This is a genomic window from Clostridium sp. AF37-5, from assembly GCF_003477605.1.
GTDB lineage: Bacteria > Bacillota > Clostridia > Lachnospirales > Lachnospiraceae > Eubacterium_F.
On record NZ_QUDR01000003.1, the window covers coordinates 38,899 to 55,545 of the forward strand.

The 16,647-nt window shown below is 40.4% G+C and carries 16 protein-coding genes and 1 other RNA gene; 13 read left to right on the forward strand and 4 right to left on the reverse strand.

Going from position 1 to position 16,647, the window contains the following annotated elements; genetic code table 11:
- Positions 1-33: 33 nt before the first annotated feature.
- The 10 genes from DW019_RS02730 (at position 34) to DW019_RS02775 (ending at position 10,135) form a co-directional block, all read left to right on the forward strand.
- On the forward strand, positions 34-1,044 hold the full coding sequence (locus tag DW019_RS02730) for a deoxyguanosinetriphosphate triphosphohydrolase (protein ID WP_022377896.1): 1,011 nt from the start codon (positions 34-36) through the stop codon (positions 1,042-1,044).
- Positions 1,045-1,070: 26 nt separating this feature from the next.
- Positions 1,071-2,834: a DNA primase gene (dnaG, locus tag DW019_RS02735; RefSeq protein ID WP_118442450.1), complete on the forward strand. Its 1,764-nt coding sequence runs from the start codon at positions 1,071-1,073 to the stop codon at positions 2,832-2,834.
- Between the two features lie 36 nt (positions 2,835-2,870).
- A complete protein-coding gene (rpoD, locus tag DW019_RS02740; protein ID WP_118442451.1) occupies positions 2,871-4,004 on the forward strand; it encodes an RNA polymerase sigma factor RpoD in 1,134 nt (377 codons plus the stop codon).
- The gene (locus tag DW019_RS02745) at positions 4,004-4,714 is read left to right on the forward strand and encodes a class I SAM-dependent methyltransferase (RefSeq protein ID WP_118442452.1); all 711 of its coding nucleotides are present in this window, start codon (positions 4,004-4,006) and stop codon (positions 4,712-4,714) included. The genes rpoD and DW019_RS02745 overlap by 1 nt, the downstream gene beginning before the upstream one ends.
- 31 nt (positions 4,715-4,745) lie before the next feature.
- Positions 4,746-6,395: a nucleoside kinase gene (locus tag DW019_RS02750; protein ID WP_118442453.1), complete on the forward strand. Its 1,650-nt coding sequence runs from the start codon at positions 4,746-4,748 to the stop codon at positions 6,393-6,395.
- An 8-nt stretch (positions 6,396-6,403) separates the two neighbouring features.
- Positions 6,404-6,757, forward strand: an RNA gene (gene rnpB, locus DW019_RS02755) — RNase P RNA component class A.
- A gap of 177 nt (positions 6,758-6,934) precedes the next feature.
- A complete protein-coding gene (locus DW019_RS02760; RefSeq protein WP_118442454.1) occupies positions 6,935-7,990 on the forward strand; it encodes a hypothetical protein in 1,056 nt (351 codons plus the stop codon).
- Positions 7,991-8,035: 45 nt separating this feature from the next.
- Positions 8,036-8,536 (forward strand): hypothetical protein, encoded by a 501-nt coding sequence (locus DW019_RS02765; protein WP_118442455.1) that lies wholly within the window; start codon positions 8,036-8,038, stop codon positions 8,534-8,536.
- Between the two features lie 62 nt (positions 8,537-8,598).
- The gene (locus DW019_RS02770; RefSeq protein ID WP_118442456.1) at positions 8,599-9,612 is read left to right on the forward strand and encodes a hypothetical protein; all 1,014 of its coding nucleotides are present in this window, start codon (positions 8,599-8,601) and stop codon (positions 9,610-9,612) included.
- Between the two features lie 28 nt (positions 9,613-9,640).
- The gene (locus DW019_RS02775) at positions 9,641-10,135 is read left to right on the forward strand and encodes a hypothetical protein (protein ID WP_118442457.1); all 495 of its coding nucleotides are present in this window, start codon (positions 9,641-9,643) and stop codon (positions 10,133-10,135) included.
- Between the two features lie 42 nt (positions 10,136-10,177).
- Here DW019_RS02775 and DW019_RS02780 read toward each other — a convergent pair whose 3' ends face one another.
- The 3 genes from DW019_RS02780 to DW019_RS02790 form a co-directional block, all read right to left on the reverse strand.
- Positions 10,178-10,651, reverse strand: coding sequence for a hypothetical protein (locus DW019_RS02780; RefSeq protein ID WP_118442458.1), 474 nt, complete (start codon positions 10,649-10,651; stop codon positions 10,178-10,180).
- Complete coding sequence (locus DW019_RS02785; RefSeq protein WP_117478851.1) at positions 10,648-10,941, reverse strand: Mor transcription activator family protein; 294 nt, start codon at positions 10,939-10,941, stop codon at positions 10,648-10,650. The genes DW019_RS02780 and DW019_RS02785 overlap by 4 nt, the downstream gene beginning before the upstream one ends.
- A 175-nt stretch (positions 10,942-11,116) precedes the next feature.
- Positions 11,117-11,950 (reverse strand): serine/threonine-protein kinase, encoded by an 834-nt coding sequence (locus tag DW019_RS02790; protein ID WP_118442459.1) that lies wholly within the window; start codon positions 11,948-11,950, stop codon positions 11,117-11,119.
- A 142-nt stretch (positions 11,951-12,092) separates the two neighbouring features.
- On the opposite strand from DW019_RS02790, the gene DW019_RS02795 reads away from it, so the two are divergent.
- Entirely contained in the window at positions 12,093-13,283 is a 1,191-nt protein-coding gene (locus DW019_RS02795) for an MFS transporter (protein ID WP_118442460.1), read from the forward strand.
- Here the strand turns inward: DW019_RS02795 and DW019_RS02800 are convergent.
- A complete protein-coding gene (locus DW019_RS02800) occupies positions 13,260-14,042 on the reverse strand; it encodes a PocR ligand-binding domain-containing protein (RefSeq protein ID WP_118442461.1) in 783 nt (260 codons plus the stop codon). The genes DW019_RS02795 and DW019_RS02800 overlap by 24 nt on opposite strands.
- Before the next feature lie 157 nt (positions 14,043-14,199).
- On the opposite strand from DW019_RS02800, the gene DW019_RS02805 reads away from it, so the two are divergent.
- Positions 14,200-14,634 (forward strand): helix-turn-helix transcriptional regulator, encoded by a 435-nt coding sequence (locus DW019_RS02805; protein ID WP_117478847.1) that lies wholly within the window; start codon positions 14,200-14,202, stop codon positions 14,632-14,634.
- Between the two features lie 14 nt (positions 14,635-14,648).
- Positions 14,649-16,628, forward strand: coding sequence for an aminopeptidase (locus tag DW019_RS02810; RefSeq protein ID WP_118442462.1), 1,980 nt, complete (start codon positions 14,649-14,651; stop codon positions 16,626-16,628).
- The last annotated feature ends 19 nt before the right edge of the window (positions 16,629-16,647 follow it).

Below are 16,647 nucleotides of genomic sequence, written 5' to 3' on the forward strand. Positions count from 1 at the left end.
TTGCTTAATCCCGAAAGGCAGGAAAGAGTGGATATGACAATACGTGAAAATTTAGAAAAAAGAGAACATGACATACTAAGTCCTTATGCGGCATTTAGTGATGAGTCTAAGGGGCGCGATACATACGAAGAGCAATGTGACCTGCGTCCGGTTTATCAAAGAGACCGTGACCGGATTCTTCATTCCAAATCGTTTCGGCGGTTAAAGGGGAAAACGCAGGTGTTTCTTGCACCGGAAGGAGACCATTACCGCACACGAATGACGCATACTTTAGAAGTGTCGCAGAATGCGAGAACGGTTGCAAAAGCACTTCGTCTGAATGAAGATTTGACGGAGGCAATCGCACTTGGACATGATTTGGGACACACACCGTTTGGACATGCCGGTGAGCGGATTCTGAATGAAATATATTCCGAGGGATTTCGTCATCAGGAGCAGAGTGTCCGTGTGGTGGAGTGCCTTGAAAAGGATGGCGAGGGATTAAATCTTACGGTTGAAGTAAGGGATGGCATCCGGAATCATTCGACTTCCGGAAATCCATCGACACTGGAAGGAAAAATTGTGAGACTCTGTGATAAGATTGCGTATGTCAACTCAGATATTGACGATGCAATCCGGGGAAAGGTCATTAAAGAAGAGGATATTCCCCGTGAATATACCGAGATTTTGGGAAATACTCTTAGAGAGCGTCTCAATACGCTGATACACGATTTGATTCGTAACAGCATGGATAAAAATGATATTATTCAATCGGACACAATGCGGGAAGCGCTGACCGGTCTCCGTGCTTTTATGTTTGAAAATGTGTATGTCAATTCCGTTGCAAAAGCGGAAGAGGGAAAAGCCGAGTATATGATTGGCCAGTTATATAAATACTATATTGACCATGTGGAAAAACTCCCGGAAGAATATGGCAAGATGTTAAAATCCGGAGAGGCATCCGTTGAGCGTGTGGTCTGTGATTTTATCGCAGGAATGACCGACCGGTATGCGGTAGCGACATACCAGAGTTTGACAATTCCTCGCACATGGTCTGTGTTGTAGGGAAGAAAAGTAACGGAGTGATGGGCATGTATTACGAAGAAGATTTTGTGGAAGAAGTGAGACAAAGAAGTGATGTTGTCGATATTATTTCTTCCTATGTAAATCTGAAACGGACCGGCAGCAATTATGTTGGTCTTTGTCCGTTTCATAATGAAAAGACAGCATCCTTTTCCGTGAGCCCGTCAAAGCAGATGTATTACTGTTTTGGATGTGGCGCCGGTGGCAATGTATTTACTTTTTTAATGGAATATGAAAACCTTACGTTTGTGGAAGCTTTAGAACGGCTTGCCGAGCAGGCAGGGATGGAACTTCCGGAAAAAGGTAATTCGGAAAACGACAGAAAACGCCGGGATTTGCGGGATTCGATACTGGAAGTCAACAAGTTAGCAGCCAATTATTATTTTGCCTGTTTGAAAAGTGAGCAGGGAAAGATTGGTTATGAATATCTGACAAAACGTGAGTTAAAGCCGGAGACTATTGTGCGGTTTGGACTTGGATTTGCAGGAAAAGGCGGAAGTCCTCTTTACCAGTATGTAAAATCCAAAGGCTATCCGGATTCGGTTCTCAAAGAAACCGGACTTTTCACTTATGATGAAAAGCGTGGCGTGTATGATAAGTTCTGGAACCGTGTGATGTTTCCTATTTTAGATAGGAATAACCGCGTAATTGCTTTTGGCGGCCGAGTGATGGGGGATGCCAAACCAAAGTACCTAAATTCGCCGGAAACAATGGTTTTTGATAAAAGCCGAAATCTGTATGGGTTAAATTTTGTGCACGGCAAGCAGGGTGAAGGCATGATTATTTGTGAGGGCTATATGGATGTGATTGCACTTCATCAGGCAGGATTCACAAATGCGGTGGCAAGCCTTGGTACGGCATTTACGAGTCAGCACTGTAGTTTGTTAAAGCGGTATACGGATTTGGTATATCTGTGCTATGACAGTGACGGCGCCGGTGTGAAAGCGGCGATGCGTGCGATTCCAATGCTGAAAGAAGCGGGCATCCGTGTCAAGGTAATCAATATGCGTCCGTATAAAGATCCGGATGAATTTATGAAAGGTCTTTCGCCGGAGGCGTTTAAGGAGAGGATTGAACAGGCAAAATCGAGTTTCTTTTATGAGGTGGACAACCTGATGAAAGAATATGACATGAATGATCCGGAATCCAAAACGTCATTTATGAATGAAGTGGCAAAAAAATGTTTAACCTTTGATAATGAAATCGAGCGGACGAATTACATGGAGGCATTTTGCAGAGAATATAGCGTAAGAACCGAGGATTTCAAAAAACTGGTTGCCTATCACAGTGCCAGAATGGTTGGCATTGATTATGAGAAGAGGCGGCAGGAGCGCATGGTGAAAACGGCAGGACAAAAGGAAGACGGCATTGCAAAAAGCCAAGGTGTATTTCTTACATGGCTTAGTAATGACCCGGTTTTGTTTGAAAAGACAAAAGGAATTTTATCCGCCGAAGATTTTGTGGATGAGCCGTATCACGAAGTGGCGCAGATGATTTATGAGCAGTATGAAACTACCGGCAAAGTAGAGCCGGCCATGATTATCAGTAAATTCCAAAGCAAAGAGGAGCAGTCTCTGGTAGCCGGAATTTTTAATAAAGAATTAAAAGAAATCAGTAAAGATACCGAACAGCAGAAAGCACTGAATGAAGTTGTAAGAAGTATCAAAAAGTACAGTCTGGAATACCGGAGCAGGCATGTGACGGACATGAAAGAACTACAGACTCTTATGGAAGAGAAAAGAAAGTTGCAGACATTACAGATTTCATTTTAAAAGAGCCGTTGTTTGACAACAGAAATGGAGGAAAAGATGGATAAGGAAAATACAAATGTAGACGAACAGCAGAAAATGCTGACAATTATGAGTGAGCTTGTTGAATTGGGCAAGAAAAAGGAAAATGTACTGGAACTCAGTGAAATTGAGAAGGTGTTCGCAGACCAGGGAATGGAACTTGATGATGACAAGACCGAAAAAGTTTTCGAGTATTTGGAAAATAAAGGAATTGTTGCAATGGTGCCGGAAAGTGACACTGAGGATGACATTATTTTGGATGTTGAAGATGAGCCAACCGAGGAAGAACTGGAAAATATCGAAATGGCAGTTCCGGATGGTGTCAGCATTGAGGACCCGGTTCGTATGTATCTGAAAGAAATCGGTAAAGTGCCGCTTTTGACCGCCGAGGAGGAAAAAGATTTGGCAATGAAAATGGAAGCCGGTGATATGGAGGCAAAAAAACGTCTGGCAGAGGCAAACCTGCGTCTGGTTGTCAGCATCGCCAAACGTTATGTCGGACGTGGTATGCTGTTTTTGGATTTGATTCAGGAGGGAAACTTAGGACTGATTAAAGCAGTTGAAAAGTTTGATTACCGCAAAGGTTACAAATTCAGTACCTATGCTACCTGGTGGATTCGTCAGGCGATTACAAGAGCGATTGCCGACCAGGCAAGAACGATTCGTATTCCGGTTCATATGGTGGAGACAATTAATAAATTAATCCGTGTTCAGCGCCAGCTTTTGCAGGAATTGGGACGTGAGCCGTATCCGGAAGAAATTGCGGAAAAGATGGGACTTCCGGTTGAGCGCGTGCGTGAGATTCAGAAGATTTCACAGGAGCCGGTTTCTCTTGAGACACCAATCGGTGAAGAGGAAGACAGTCATCTGGGTGACTTTATTCAGGATGATAATGTACCGGTGCCGGCAGAAGCAGCAGCCTTTACGCTTTTGAAAGAGCAGCTTGTGGAGGTTCTTGGAACGTTAACTGAGAGAGAGCAGAAAGTTCTGTGTCTACGTTTTGGCTTAGAGGATGGACGTGCCCGTACACTTGAAGAAGTCGGCAAAGAATTTGACGTAACAAGAGAGCGTATCCGCCAAATTGAGGCGAAGGCACTCCGTAAACTCCGTCATCCGAGCCGCAGCCGTAAATTAAAGGATTATTTGGACTAATGCAGCATACAATAGAATTGTCTGCCCGCATGGCAATGAATGCTTCGCTTGTACCAGATGGAGCAAAAGTGGCGGATGTCGGCTGTGACCATGGTTATGTTTCTCTTTATCTTGCTTCAAAAAAAGCATGTAAAAAAGTTATTGCCATGGATATCAATGAGGGACCACTTTCTCATGCAAGGAAAAATATTGAAAAGGCAGGTCTTAGTGATTGCATTGACTGCCGTTTGAGTGATGGCATGCAGGCGTTAAATCAAGGAGAGGTCGATACCGTTTTGATTGCCGGTATGGGCGGTATGTTAGTCTGCCGGATTCTTGAGCAGTCGCCGGAAGTTATGCAGGAGGTTTCCACACTTGTAATTCAGGCGCAGTCCGATTTATGCGAAGTCAGAAAGATGATTCATAAGATAGGTTTTTTCATTGAAAAGGAAAAGTTTTGTATGGATGCCGGTAAACCGTATCTTGCGATGCGTGCAGTAAGAGGAGAGGAAAAAACTCCTTATGAGCCGGCTGAGTATGAATACGGACGACTTTTGCCGGAAGTGAGCGATACCGCTTATCGTAAGTTTTTACTGGATGAACGAGATAAAAAAATGAAATTGCAGGAAACATTAAAAATGCAAAAGACATCCGGTGCCGGTGCCCGTGTGGAAGAATTGACAGAAGAGATTACGGGGCTTAACTGGATTTTAAACAAATTTAAATTTTAATTTGTTTTCCTAACGGAAGGGAGGAATTGTCATGGAAATTACATGGAGAGATAAAAAAATAACATGTGAAGAAGGAACTACTCTGTTTGATATAAGCAAGCAGGTGGAAAAAGAATATGAGTTTCCGATTATTGTCGCAAAAGTGGATGGTGTGATTCAGGAATTATACCACGAAGTAATTGATGGAACGACGGTTTCCTTTTGTACAACAAAAGACAGTGATGGCAAGCGTGCTTACATACGTGGTATGTCAATGCTTTTGCTGAAGGCAATTCAGGAAGAAAAGGCATTTAAGGAAGAGGACCGGATAACGATTGATTTTTGTTTAGACAGTGGTTATTACTGCCATTTAAACTCAAAAGAAAAACCGACAAAGGAACTGCTTAACCGTTTGGAAAAGCGGATGCGTGAAGATGTAAAAAAAGATATCCGTTTTGAAAAAGTTGTGATGCGAACCAGAGATGCCAGACGGATGTTTGAAAAAAAGCATATGTCAGATAAGAGCAATCTGTTAAAATACCGCAGAAATTCACGCATGACGGTATATCATTTGGGCGATTTTACAGATTATTATTATGGTGCCATGCCATACAGTACCGGTATTTTGACTCATTTTCGTCTGGAACTTTTTGAAGATGGTTTTGTCTTTGTGGTTCCGAAAAAAGAGGCACCTGTTACAATGCCTGAATTTAAACCAAGCATAAAACAGTACCACACGATGCAGATGGCAAATGAGTGGAGTGAAAAAATGCAGGTTTCTACAGTTGGCGAGTTAAATGAAATCATTGTGAATGGTGGTTTTCAGGAGTTGATGCTGACACAGGAGGCACTGCACGAAAAACGGATTGGAGATATTGCGGTGCAGATTGCGGAGCGCGGCTGCCGTATCGTGACAATCGCAGGACCTTCGTCATCCGGTAAAACAACATTTTCTTATCGTTTGTCGACTCAGCTTCGCACCCTTGGTCTGAAACCTCATCCGATTGGTTTAGACGATTATTTTGTAAATCGTGAAGATACACCAAGAGATGCCAACGGAAAATACGACTATGAGTGCCTTGGTGCCATTGATACGAAGCAGTTTAATGAAGATTTGACAAATCTTTTAGCCGGCAAACCGGTTCAGCTGCCAACATATAATTTTATCAGCGGTATGAGAGAATACGATAAACCGGTTATGCAGCTTGGCAGTGAGGATATCCTTGTTATAGAGGGAATCCATGGCTTAAATGACAAACTGACCTATTCGATTCCGAAGAAGGATAAATACAAGATTTATATCAGTGCACTGACGACATTAAATATCGATCACCACAATCGTATTCCAACGACGGAAGGACGGCTTTTACGCCGAATTATCAGAGACGCAAGAACCCGTGGCAATACAGCCCAGAAAACGATTTCTATGTGGGATTCCGTCCGCCGTGGCGAGAGCCGGAATATTTTCCCTTATCAGGAAGAGGCAGACGCGATGTTTAACTCGGCACTGATTTATGAGCTGGCTGCTATGAAACTTTATGCAGACCCGTTACTGTTCCAGGTGACTAAGGATTGTCCGGAATATGCGGAGGCACAGCGTCTGCTTAAGTTTTTGGATTATTTCTTGCCAATTGACCCACATGATGTTCCACTGAATTCCATCTTGCGCGAATTTATCGGTGGTGGTATATTATTAGGGTAATTTCATTATGAGCAGCACAAGTGACCGCGCCCATTCAGACGAAAGGGAATGGGTGAGGAAAGTCCGAGCTTCACAGGGCAGGATGCCGGATAACGTCCGGTGGAGGCGACTCCCAGGCTAGTGCAACAGAAATATACCGCCACGGCTTTGCCCGTGGTAAGGTTGGAATGGCGAGGTAAGAGCTCACCGCCTCTCTGGTAACAGGGAGGGCATATGTAAACCCCATCCGAAGCAAGACCGAACAGGAAGCAATACGGCGGCCCGTCGTGCTTTCGGGTAGGTCGCTAGAGCCTGTTGGCAACAGCAGGTCCAGATAGATGGTCACTCAACGACAGAACTCGGCTTATCGTGCTGCTCATATGAATTGAATCAATGGATTTGAATGTAGATGGAGAGCACCCGGAAGGGTGCTTTTTTTGTGTGGGTGTGGAGTTAAAAAGGAAAATAATCTTGTATTTTTCCAATGATATTTCTGTTCCTATCAATTAAAGTGTATTTAGTAATTTTATTTACAAATATAAAAAGAGGAGGTGTAAATTATGAATGAACAGGAAATTTATGTTGACAATAATTTATTAGGTCAACAAATTTTATTTCGTTCAGCAACAGGAGAAAAGTTTGGTTTTCTTAATACTAGAATTGCAAGTATGTTAGATTTTGCAGAGGATAGGCTGATTATACGAACGGCTCCGCAAAACTACGAAAAGGTAAGGGAGATTCGTTATAAAGATATCGCGTCTGTTAATGTAAAACGTCATATGAGTGTTTGGAATATTATTTTACTCAGCTTGCTTGCAATTGCATCAGTTGTTTCTATGGGTGTTACTTTAGTTATTGACTTAATTCTTTTTTGGAGTGTTTTTGGCAGTAAACTGGTTATCACAACAAAATCAGGAGCTGAATATTCTTTTGTTACATTGATGGCACCAAAGACTTTTCAGGATTTTACGGATGCACTCCGTCAAACCGTTGAACGGGCAAATTCTGGAGAGTTTTTAGTTGCGGATGAGAGAGAAAGCGAAAACATTGTGGAGCGTTTGTTTATTCAACGTGACATGGATATGAGTAAAACCTGTAAAGAAAGCTGGAACATCATGGTGGATGAACTATGCAGTGGAAAGACAACAGACGAGTTAATAAACAGTTTGTATGAAAAATGCAGCAGTAATAGTGATTTTACCTATCCGGAAAAGAATAATACGTTTTATTCCGGTGTGTGTCAGGTTTTGTTAAATGCAATAGGAGCAGATGAAAAAATAATTTTGGCGATTAATCCTGCATTGCGTTGTGCAAATCCGCCTAAAAAGTTTGTTGCATTAACTTCAGAACGAATTATTTTTTATTATAATAAGCGTATTCATAGTGTGGCATATGAAGATGTTTATAAATTATCCTTTATGTCGCCGCCAAATTCGTGGTTTGTAAACAGTTTTCCGCCAAATGGTGAAGAAATGTTTATGATGGGTTCGGGCATGTATGGTGCCGATATCATGGGATTAATCCTTGCGTTGATTAGTAGATTTAGTGATGAAAAATCAATTCGAGGTCATAAGATTGTTATAATGTCGGCAAATGACAAATTTGGTTCTTACTAGAAAACAAAATAATAATTTTAACAAAGAAAATGGAGATGACTTTATATGAAAACTTTAAAGAAAATATTAGTGATGTGTATGACACTTGTTGTGATGGTTGGTGTTACCGGTTGTGTGGATTCGGATAAACAGGACCGGTTACTTCAGTTTATTAACGTGGATTTGTCAGAAGTAAAGGAACTAGAGACAGAAGCAAATGATGCGTATACCAAGGTGAAAGAAGATGAAAATAGTGGGGATGCTGAATTTAAGCAGGTTTTGCAGGATACAGTTATTCCGAATTACGAAAAGATGGTTAAACAGGCAAGCAATGTGGATTTTGGTGAATATACTGAATTTAATGAGATGAAGTCATTACTTATTCAATATTTGACAAAAAAATTAGAAGCATATAATAAAATGGTAGATGCTGTTGATACTCAGGATGAAGATAGAATATCAAAAGCAAATGAACTTATTGAAGATGCAGATTCTGTTTATGATAAATACGAAAAAGAACGTGATAGATTAATGGATGAATACGAAGTTGAATGGAAGAGTGAGTAAAATGAATATGTATGCTGGGCTATATTTCTGTTAGTCGTGCACATAGTTTTAGGAGGAAAAATATGACTTGGATAAAATGGTTGCTTAGGTTTTTGCCAGTAGGATTTGCTATATTTGGTGTTCTTTTTGTAAGACATAGAATAAAATTGAATTATTCTACGTTCCGTATTATTACTACAATTGTGGAATCTATTATAGTTACAATAATTGCATGTGCAATTCCTATTGTTTATGAAAAAACGGCAAATGACTTATCATCTGATACGATGATATCAGCACCGGCTAGTATTCCCAATATTACGTATGGTCAGGCAATAGAGGCTGCATGTACAGATGTCAATTGGGGGTATTTTAATTCATTTTCAAATAAGGATGGTCAACATTTAATTGTTGAAGTTAATGCGAAATATACCTATAGAGATGTAGAAAACGACATTACCATTCAGTTTAATTATCCGGATTCGTATGCTCCAATCTCTGACATTGATGTAAACTCACCGATGGAGGTCAGCTTTCTTGGATTTGGAAAATCACAAGAAGAACAAGAATCAACAATGAAAGAAATTTTATTTACTATGTTCCAGAAATATGCTTCTCAAAATGGGATTACATTAGATGAGACACAGAAAGAGGATATTTTATATAATCAGGCGTATAAGGAGAAGTATAATAGTCATTCATCGGATGAAGCAACAGCAACGCCAGAAGTGACAGAAGAACCAACAAGCGAGGACGCGACGACATCGTCAGAAGATAGCATGCAAAAAAAAGACGAGGATTACTATGTTCAATTAATTAAAACGGCAACTCCGACGGATTATCCGAATATTACTTATGGGGAAGCATTTGATGATTTCTTTACTAATCCTCACTGGGCATATGTAGAAATGGACGGAGAACAAATTATTGATTTCACAGGTCAGTGCACTTATGATGGTGAAGATGTAAATTGCGAGATTATGTTCAAACTAGATATGCAAGAGGGAACGTTTGAAGTTAAGTATTATGAATTTGATGGAAATGAGCAGGATTTAAACGATTGGCCATCTATTTTGGATACAATTTTCACATCCTAATTAAAGAAGAAAAAGGAAGTAAAATAATATGAATGAACAATCAACAATTCAATACGTTTTTGACTATTCATCGTTTGCGATATTAATGCTAGTTTTAGCAATTATTTTTATCGTTATTACTTTGATTCGGTATAAAGTAAAAAAGAGAAAACCAACGGTATTATTGGTGATTTCTAGTATGTTAGTTTTAGCAACAATTGTATTTTTTGTACTTGGTCATTTCTTTGGTGTTGAATCAGAAAAAATTGACTTAAATCAAGCAAAAGAACAAGCCAGAATTGCAGAAAACATACAAAACAATAAAGTTGACCATGTGCTTGAGGATATTGATAAACTTTATCCGAAGGATGAAGTGAAAGGAATGGACGCAAGTAACCGTTTTGTACTTCTATGGAATTATTATAAAAAGATTGGTGATACAAGGAAGGCAAAAGAATTAATCAATGAAGCTAAAAACAATCCTGAAATTGATAAAGAAGATGAACCTGTAAAAAGCATCATTAAAGGTGAGGCAGTGCAGTAATAGAAAGAGAGGAAGCAACCCCGCAAGGCGCTTCCTCTTTTATTATTGAAGTTCGTTCAATCGGTTTTCTACGATTTTTTTAATCACTTCATCACTCATCATGGATGTGTCTTTTTGGGTTTTCTCAAGCAACTGTTTTTCTTTCTTTGTATCATCGGTTTTTTCGTAATACAAACGAAGAAGAATAAAGCGATTGTCTTGTCTGGTAGAATCCAAATTTTTGGTAGGTGGAAACAGCGTATCAATGTCAGAAAGAATATGGTCAAATTTGCCATTGTTTATGGCGTTGGAAATACGGAAAAATTCCGTTTGTTCTTTCTGATTGATTTCATTCGATTGCGTATCTTGTGGCAAGAAACAGGAAATTGCCAAAAGAGCTAGTGTCAAAATGCCCGTACCCCACACAATTATACGAAGTGGTTTTGAAATGTTTTTTTTTCGTTTGTGACGGAACAAGTAAATGATCAGTAAGATAAGAAAAACAATAAAAGCTAAAAAACAATAAATCCACATCATAATTTTGAATCCTCCTTAATTAATTGTCTCAACCGGCGTTCAGTATATCCGTATTTCTTCGCCAAATCAGAGAGTGAATGAGTGCCGAGCTGCCGTTCCACTTCTTTTACGACATATTGAACAGAATATAGACGTTGAGGAAGTGTGATTTGCTGACCGCGATAGTGCTTATGTAATAAAATCGTATTTTCAATTCCAATGATTTCGGCGATACACGCATAATCGCCGGCAAGGTCATTTGGTGTAATTTCGCTCGCCTCATCGGAAAGTGCTTCTGTTGCATATTCCATTTTTTTCCTCCTTATTATCCCATGTAACATAGAGTAGCACATTTGCATGAGTATTTACATGAGAATATTTCCTTGAAAAATACAACATAAATTTCCTTGCAAAGAACCATGTATTTTACAAGAATAAGGATATGAAATTTTCTTTCGTCTGTGGTGTCCTGACAGTCGACTTTTATTAGGCAAGTGATAAAAAGGCGAGCAGGGCAAAAAGATAGAGGCACACTGCCAGAATCATTTTCCACAAAGTAGCGCTGCGAAATCCCGGAATTTTTCTGAGAAAACGGATGTCAGCAGGGGTGTATTCCGGTAAAACGGCATCGAGTTGTTTGTAAATCTGATGACAGTTTACATATCGTTTTTTGGCAGAAATCTGTGTGCACTTGGTTACAATTTTTCGCAGACGTCTGTCTTTTGGAAGCTCCTCTTTTGGCATTTTTCCGGTTGTCATCTGATTGATGAGTACACCGAGTGCGTAGATGTCGGTCCGAGCGTCGGATTGCGTAAACCCGAACTGCTCCGGTGCAGCGTAGCCGGGTGTTCCAAGAATCTGGGTGTCATTTGTCTGATTTTTCTTTACCTCGCGTAAAATTCCGGGGTCAACCAGATACGCTTTTTTCTCCTCGGAAATAATAACATTGGCTGGGGTGACATCACGGTGAATCATATTGTGCTTGTGAAACCATTGCAAACCCTGGCATAAATCCATTGCATAACGGATTACTTCATCTTTTGAAAATGGACCTTGCAGATAAAGGTGTTCCTCCACGCTTTCCCCACGAATCCATTCTTCATTGATATAAAAGTGTCCTTCTTTTTCGTAGACGGAGTAAATTGTAACAATGGCAGGAGAGGGGGATTGCTGCTGGTACTCATAGAACTGTTTTATGACCGGATACTGCTCCCGCGTAATTTCTTTTCGTACAAAGTAGAAACCGTCCTGCTCTACAAGTTCGGTAAGTCGGTCCGGCGAGGTATTCAATTTTGCAAGAATTGTCTCTTTTGTTTCCATAAAAAACTCCCTATTGTCGTATTTGTATTATTTTATTCAACTCTTGTATTATCTCATAATTTGCAGGAACACGTCAATTAATGATTGCAAAAATCGAGTGTAAATGGTTTAATTAGTTCAGATGATAAATGAGGTGTGTGAAATGAAAAATAATTATAAAATGACAATGTATGCCTGCTTTATTGGTTATATCGTGCAAGCGGTGGTGAATAGCTTTGTCCCGCTTTTATTTGTGACCTTTCAGACGGAGTATCATATTCCACTGACACAAATTACGCTGTTAATCACGGTGAATTTCGTGATTCAATTAGTGGTTGATCTATTGTCAGCCGGTTTTGTTGACAAAATCGGATATCGGGCATCGGCTATTATTGCGCACGCTTGTGCGGGAACCGGTATTTTTCTGCTTACGATTTTGCCGGAATTGTTTTCATATCCATTTTACGGCATTTTGCTTGCCGTTATGGTTTATGCCATCGGTGGCGGTTTGATTGAAGTTTTGATTAGTCCGGTTCTTGAGGCGTGTCCGACGGATAATAAAGAATCAGCCATGAGTTTGTTACATTCATTTTACTGTTGGGGATGTACCGGTGTTGTTTTGTTGTCCACACTTTTTTTTGCTTTGTTTGGAACATCGCATTGGAAGATTCTTGCCCTAATCTGGGTGCTTTTGCCGACAGCTAATTTAATTTTGTTTACGAAAGTTCCTATTTACAGCCTTCATGAAGAAGGGGAGAGTGGGATGTCAATTTCTGAACTGTTTCGAGTAAAGGTGTTTTGGCTTTTGATGGCGATGATGCTCTGCGCCGGTGCATCAGAACAGGCAGTGAGCCAGTGGGCATCCACGTTTGCTGAAAAAGGACTTCATATCCAGAAGACAGTGGGGGATTTGGTCGGACCGATGATGTTTTCTGTTTTGATGGGATTGTCACGTTTGATTTATGGAAAATACGGTGAAAAACTTAATTTAGACCGATTTATGAAAGGAAGCTGTGTACTGTGCGTTGCTTCGTATTTGTGCATTTCCCTTGTGCCGGTTCCGATAGTTGGACTGATTGGTTGTGCTATCTGTGGATTTTCTGTGGGAATTATGTGGCCGGGGACTTTCAGTAAGGCATCGGCAGCCATAAAAAGAGGAGGGACGATCCTGTTTGCAATGCTTGCACTTGCCGGAGACTTAGGATGCTCCGGAGGACCGACCCTCGTTGGATTTGTTTCCAGTGCGTTTTCTGGTAATCTGCGCCTGGGAATATTAACTGCAATTGTTTTTCCGGTATTACTGCTTGCCGGATTATGTACTTTTTCACGATTAGTCGTTAAAAATATTAATTAACTCAGAGAATGTGTCTGTGATTCCCTGAACGGATTCTTCAATGTTATTGTAAATAGCAGCGGACTGTTCGGCTAAATCCTGCATGCTGTTTGCAACAACGGCAAATCCGGCACCGGCTTCACCATTTCTGGCAGCTTCAATACTTGCATTCAGAGAAAGCATACGCTGTTTGCTGGAAATTGTTTTCAACTGGCTGGTGTCTTTGTTAATGACATCGACAAAGGAGGCTGACTCCTGCGTTTTTTCCTGCAATGCATGAAGCATGGAAGCATTTGTGTATTTGAAGTATTCCAGATTGACTAACTGGTTTACAATTAATTCTAAAAGATTGGCGGCAGCTCGGATTTTTTCCTCAGAACTGATTGTCACTTTATTAAGTGCGGCGATATACTCGTCCTCATCAATGCCAAGTTCTCTTGCTGTTTTGCGGAAAGCTTCTTCATCCGGGGCTTCCGGAAGAATCTGTCCTCCGATAATTGCGCCCACTTTTTCATCGCCTACTTTAATATCGACTGAGAAGTCCATAAGTCCCGCATGGCAGAAGTAAGTTCCACTGCCTTCGTTGTCACACTTGATACAGCGGCGGTTTCCTTCTTTTGAACCACGTGTGTACTTCATGCAGAACTCAGTAAAATTGCTGCCCTCTGTTAAATATTGTCCGTCATTTCCGACAGCAATTGCAGCAAGGCCGGTAGCGTCGGAAAAATTGTCCTGAATTTTTTGCAGTTTGGATATGTCCATAAATTCTTTAAGTTCCATAAAAACCATTCCCTTCATTTCATTACTTTAAAAATTTATATATATTTTACCACAAAAAACAAATTTCGGCAAAAAAAAATTCTAACTATAGACTATTTCTCATTTGTGTACTATAATTTGTTTGTTAAATTGTGGAAGAATTGGGGAGAATACCAAGGTGAAATCGAAGAAATCGACAGGAGAACTGTTACATGAAATTGCGACGACGAAACAGGATTTTGAGTCGTTTGCCAATGAAAACAAGGATGAGTTTGACGAGTTTGATAGTAGAGACTATTTGAATCGTCTTTTGAATATGAAAAATTTACAGCCTACGGATATTATCAGGCGGAGTGGTTTGGAACGCTCTTATGTGTATCATATTTTAAATGGTGAGCGGAAAAATCCGTCGCAGGGCAAAGTGATAGCACTCTGCATTGCATTTGAACTTACCGTGGAGCAGACGCAGAGGCTGCTTCGGTCATGGAAACTGCCGGTCCTGTATCCGCGTAATCAGCGGGACAGCATTATTTTATACGGAATCAGCAGAAAAATGAGTGTTATGGAAATTAATGAGCATTTGCTGAATTTGAATTTTGAATTATTGGAATAAAGGAGAATAAAAAGATGGAGCGATACGAACTTGCAAAAAATCGTATTATGGAACTGGAGACGGAGATTGACGGCGCATTTGGCGATTATATCAAGGAAGCGGCACATTTATTTGTGACGATTTTTCATGTAATGGATGGTACAGAAGACGCAAAACAGCGAAAAGAATGGACAGACAATCTTTACGAAGAAATAGTGGGGGATAATTATGAAACTTCGTACGCAAATCCGGCATATTGTGTTAAGAAATTCGGCGAAAAGACCGGACAGTATTTATGCTGGTTTTATGCCAGATTCCGTGACAGTATTGTAGCGGCGTTTGAAGAGGACGAAGAAGAAGTAACAAGATGCATGGAGTTGTTTTTGCAGGTGGTTTCTGTATTATCTTTGGAGGAGGAAACCGAGCGCTACCTGAAAGAGACAATTTACTACGATGTTCATGATTATGCAGAGGACCGCATTGAGAAAAACATTCATGATTTGCTTTGCCCGGAGGAAACTCTGATTTACAATATTGTGATGAAGAGTGATTTTTCAAATACCGATTATTTGTACCGCTATGGGGAATACATTACGGAGAATGAAATTCGGATGGCGGAGTTCTTAGGAAAAATGCCAATCGAAAAACTTTTAGCCATGGCGTCTACTTATACGGAAGGCTATCGCAAGGGCTTTGAAATTGCGGGGATTGATTTGACGAAGAAAAAGACCGTGCAGATTCGTTATCACATTGGTTTTGAGCCAATGGTAAGACAGGCGGTTTTACAGTTTGAGAAAATGGGATTAAAGCCGGTATTTACAAGAAAGACAAATACGCAGGCTGTTGGTGTTGTCAGCACATCGCCGAATAAACAGTATCAGTATGATCATCGTTTTGACGATGCTTTGTATCTGAATCATGCACTGGTGCAGGAAAGATTAAAAATCTCTGAGAAAGTATTTGAATCGTATCGGGAAGAGGCTTCTTTGTATGCCGGACCGGCAGTGATTGAAGTGTTTGGGGAGAAATTATTTTCTCCGAAAGTGAAAAAGGAAAGTCCGGCGTATAAAAAAGAGCAGGAGGAGCTTTCGGTTTCTTACCGCAGAGATTATTCTTTGCTCCAAAACCGGTATATTCCTCAAGACTCTTACAGCTTCACGATTATCGCCTATCCGATTCCGGAAATTGGTGAGGATTTCGAAGATATTTTTGAGGAAACAGTAAAGGTCAATACACTGGACATGGAAGAATACAAACAAATTCAGCAGCACTTAATTGATGCACTGGATTTGGGCGAAAAAGTTCATGTGACAGGACGAGGTAAAAACCACACGGATATTTGGATTCGTCTGCACGAATTGACGGAGCCTGCGAAACAGACGAATTTTGAAAATTGTCTGGCAGATGTTAATATTCCGGTTGGTGAGGTGTTTACTTCTCCGAAACTGACGGGAACGAATGGCGTGCTTCATGTGACACAGGTTTATCTAAATGAACTGCGTTATGAAAATCTGGAATTTTCCTTTACGGATGGTATGGTTACCTCTTATTCCTGCTCCAATTATGAAAAGGAAGAGGAAGCAAGAAAATATATCAAGGAAAATATTCTTCATAACCGTGAGACACTGCCAATTGGCGAGTTTGCCATTGGTACGAATACGACAGCCTATGTGATGGGAAGAAAGTTTGGTATTGAGGCAAAACTGCCGATTTTGATTGCAGAAAAGACAGGACCGCATTTTGCTCTTGGTGATACCTGTTATTCTATGAGTGAAGATGTGGTTTTGCACAACCCGGACGGAAAAGAAATTATTGCAAAAGAAAACGAGTGCTCGGCTCTCAGAAATACGGATATTTCCAAGGCATATTTTAACTGCCACACAGATGTTACGATTCCGTATGATGAACTTGGTGATATAATTGTCTTTACAAAAACGGGTGAAACCGTTACACTGATAAGGAATGGACGGTTTGTTCTTCCGGGAACAGAACGTCTGAATGAAGTTTTAGATTAAAATAAATGAATGCAGGAGG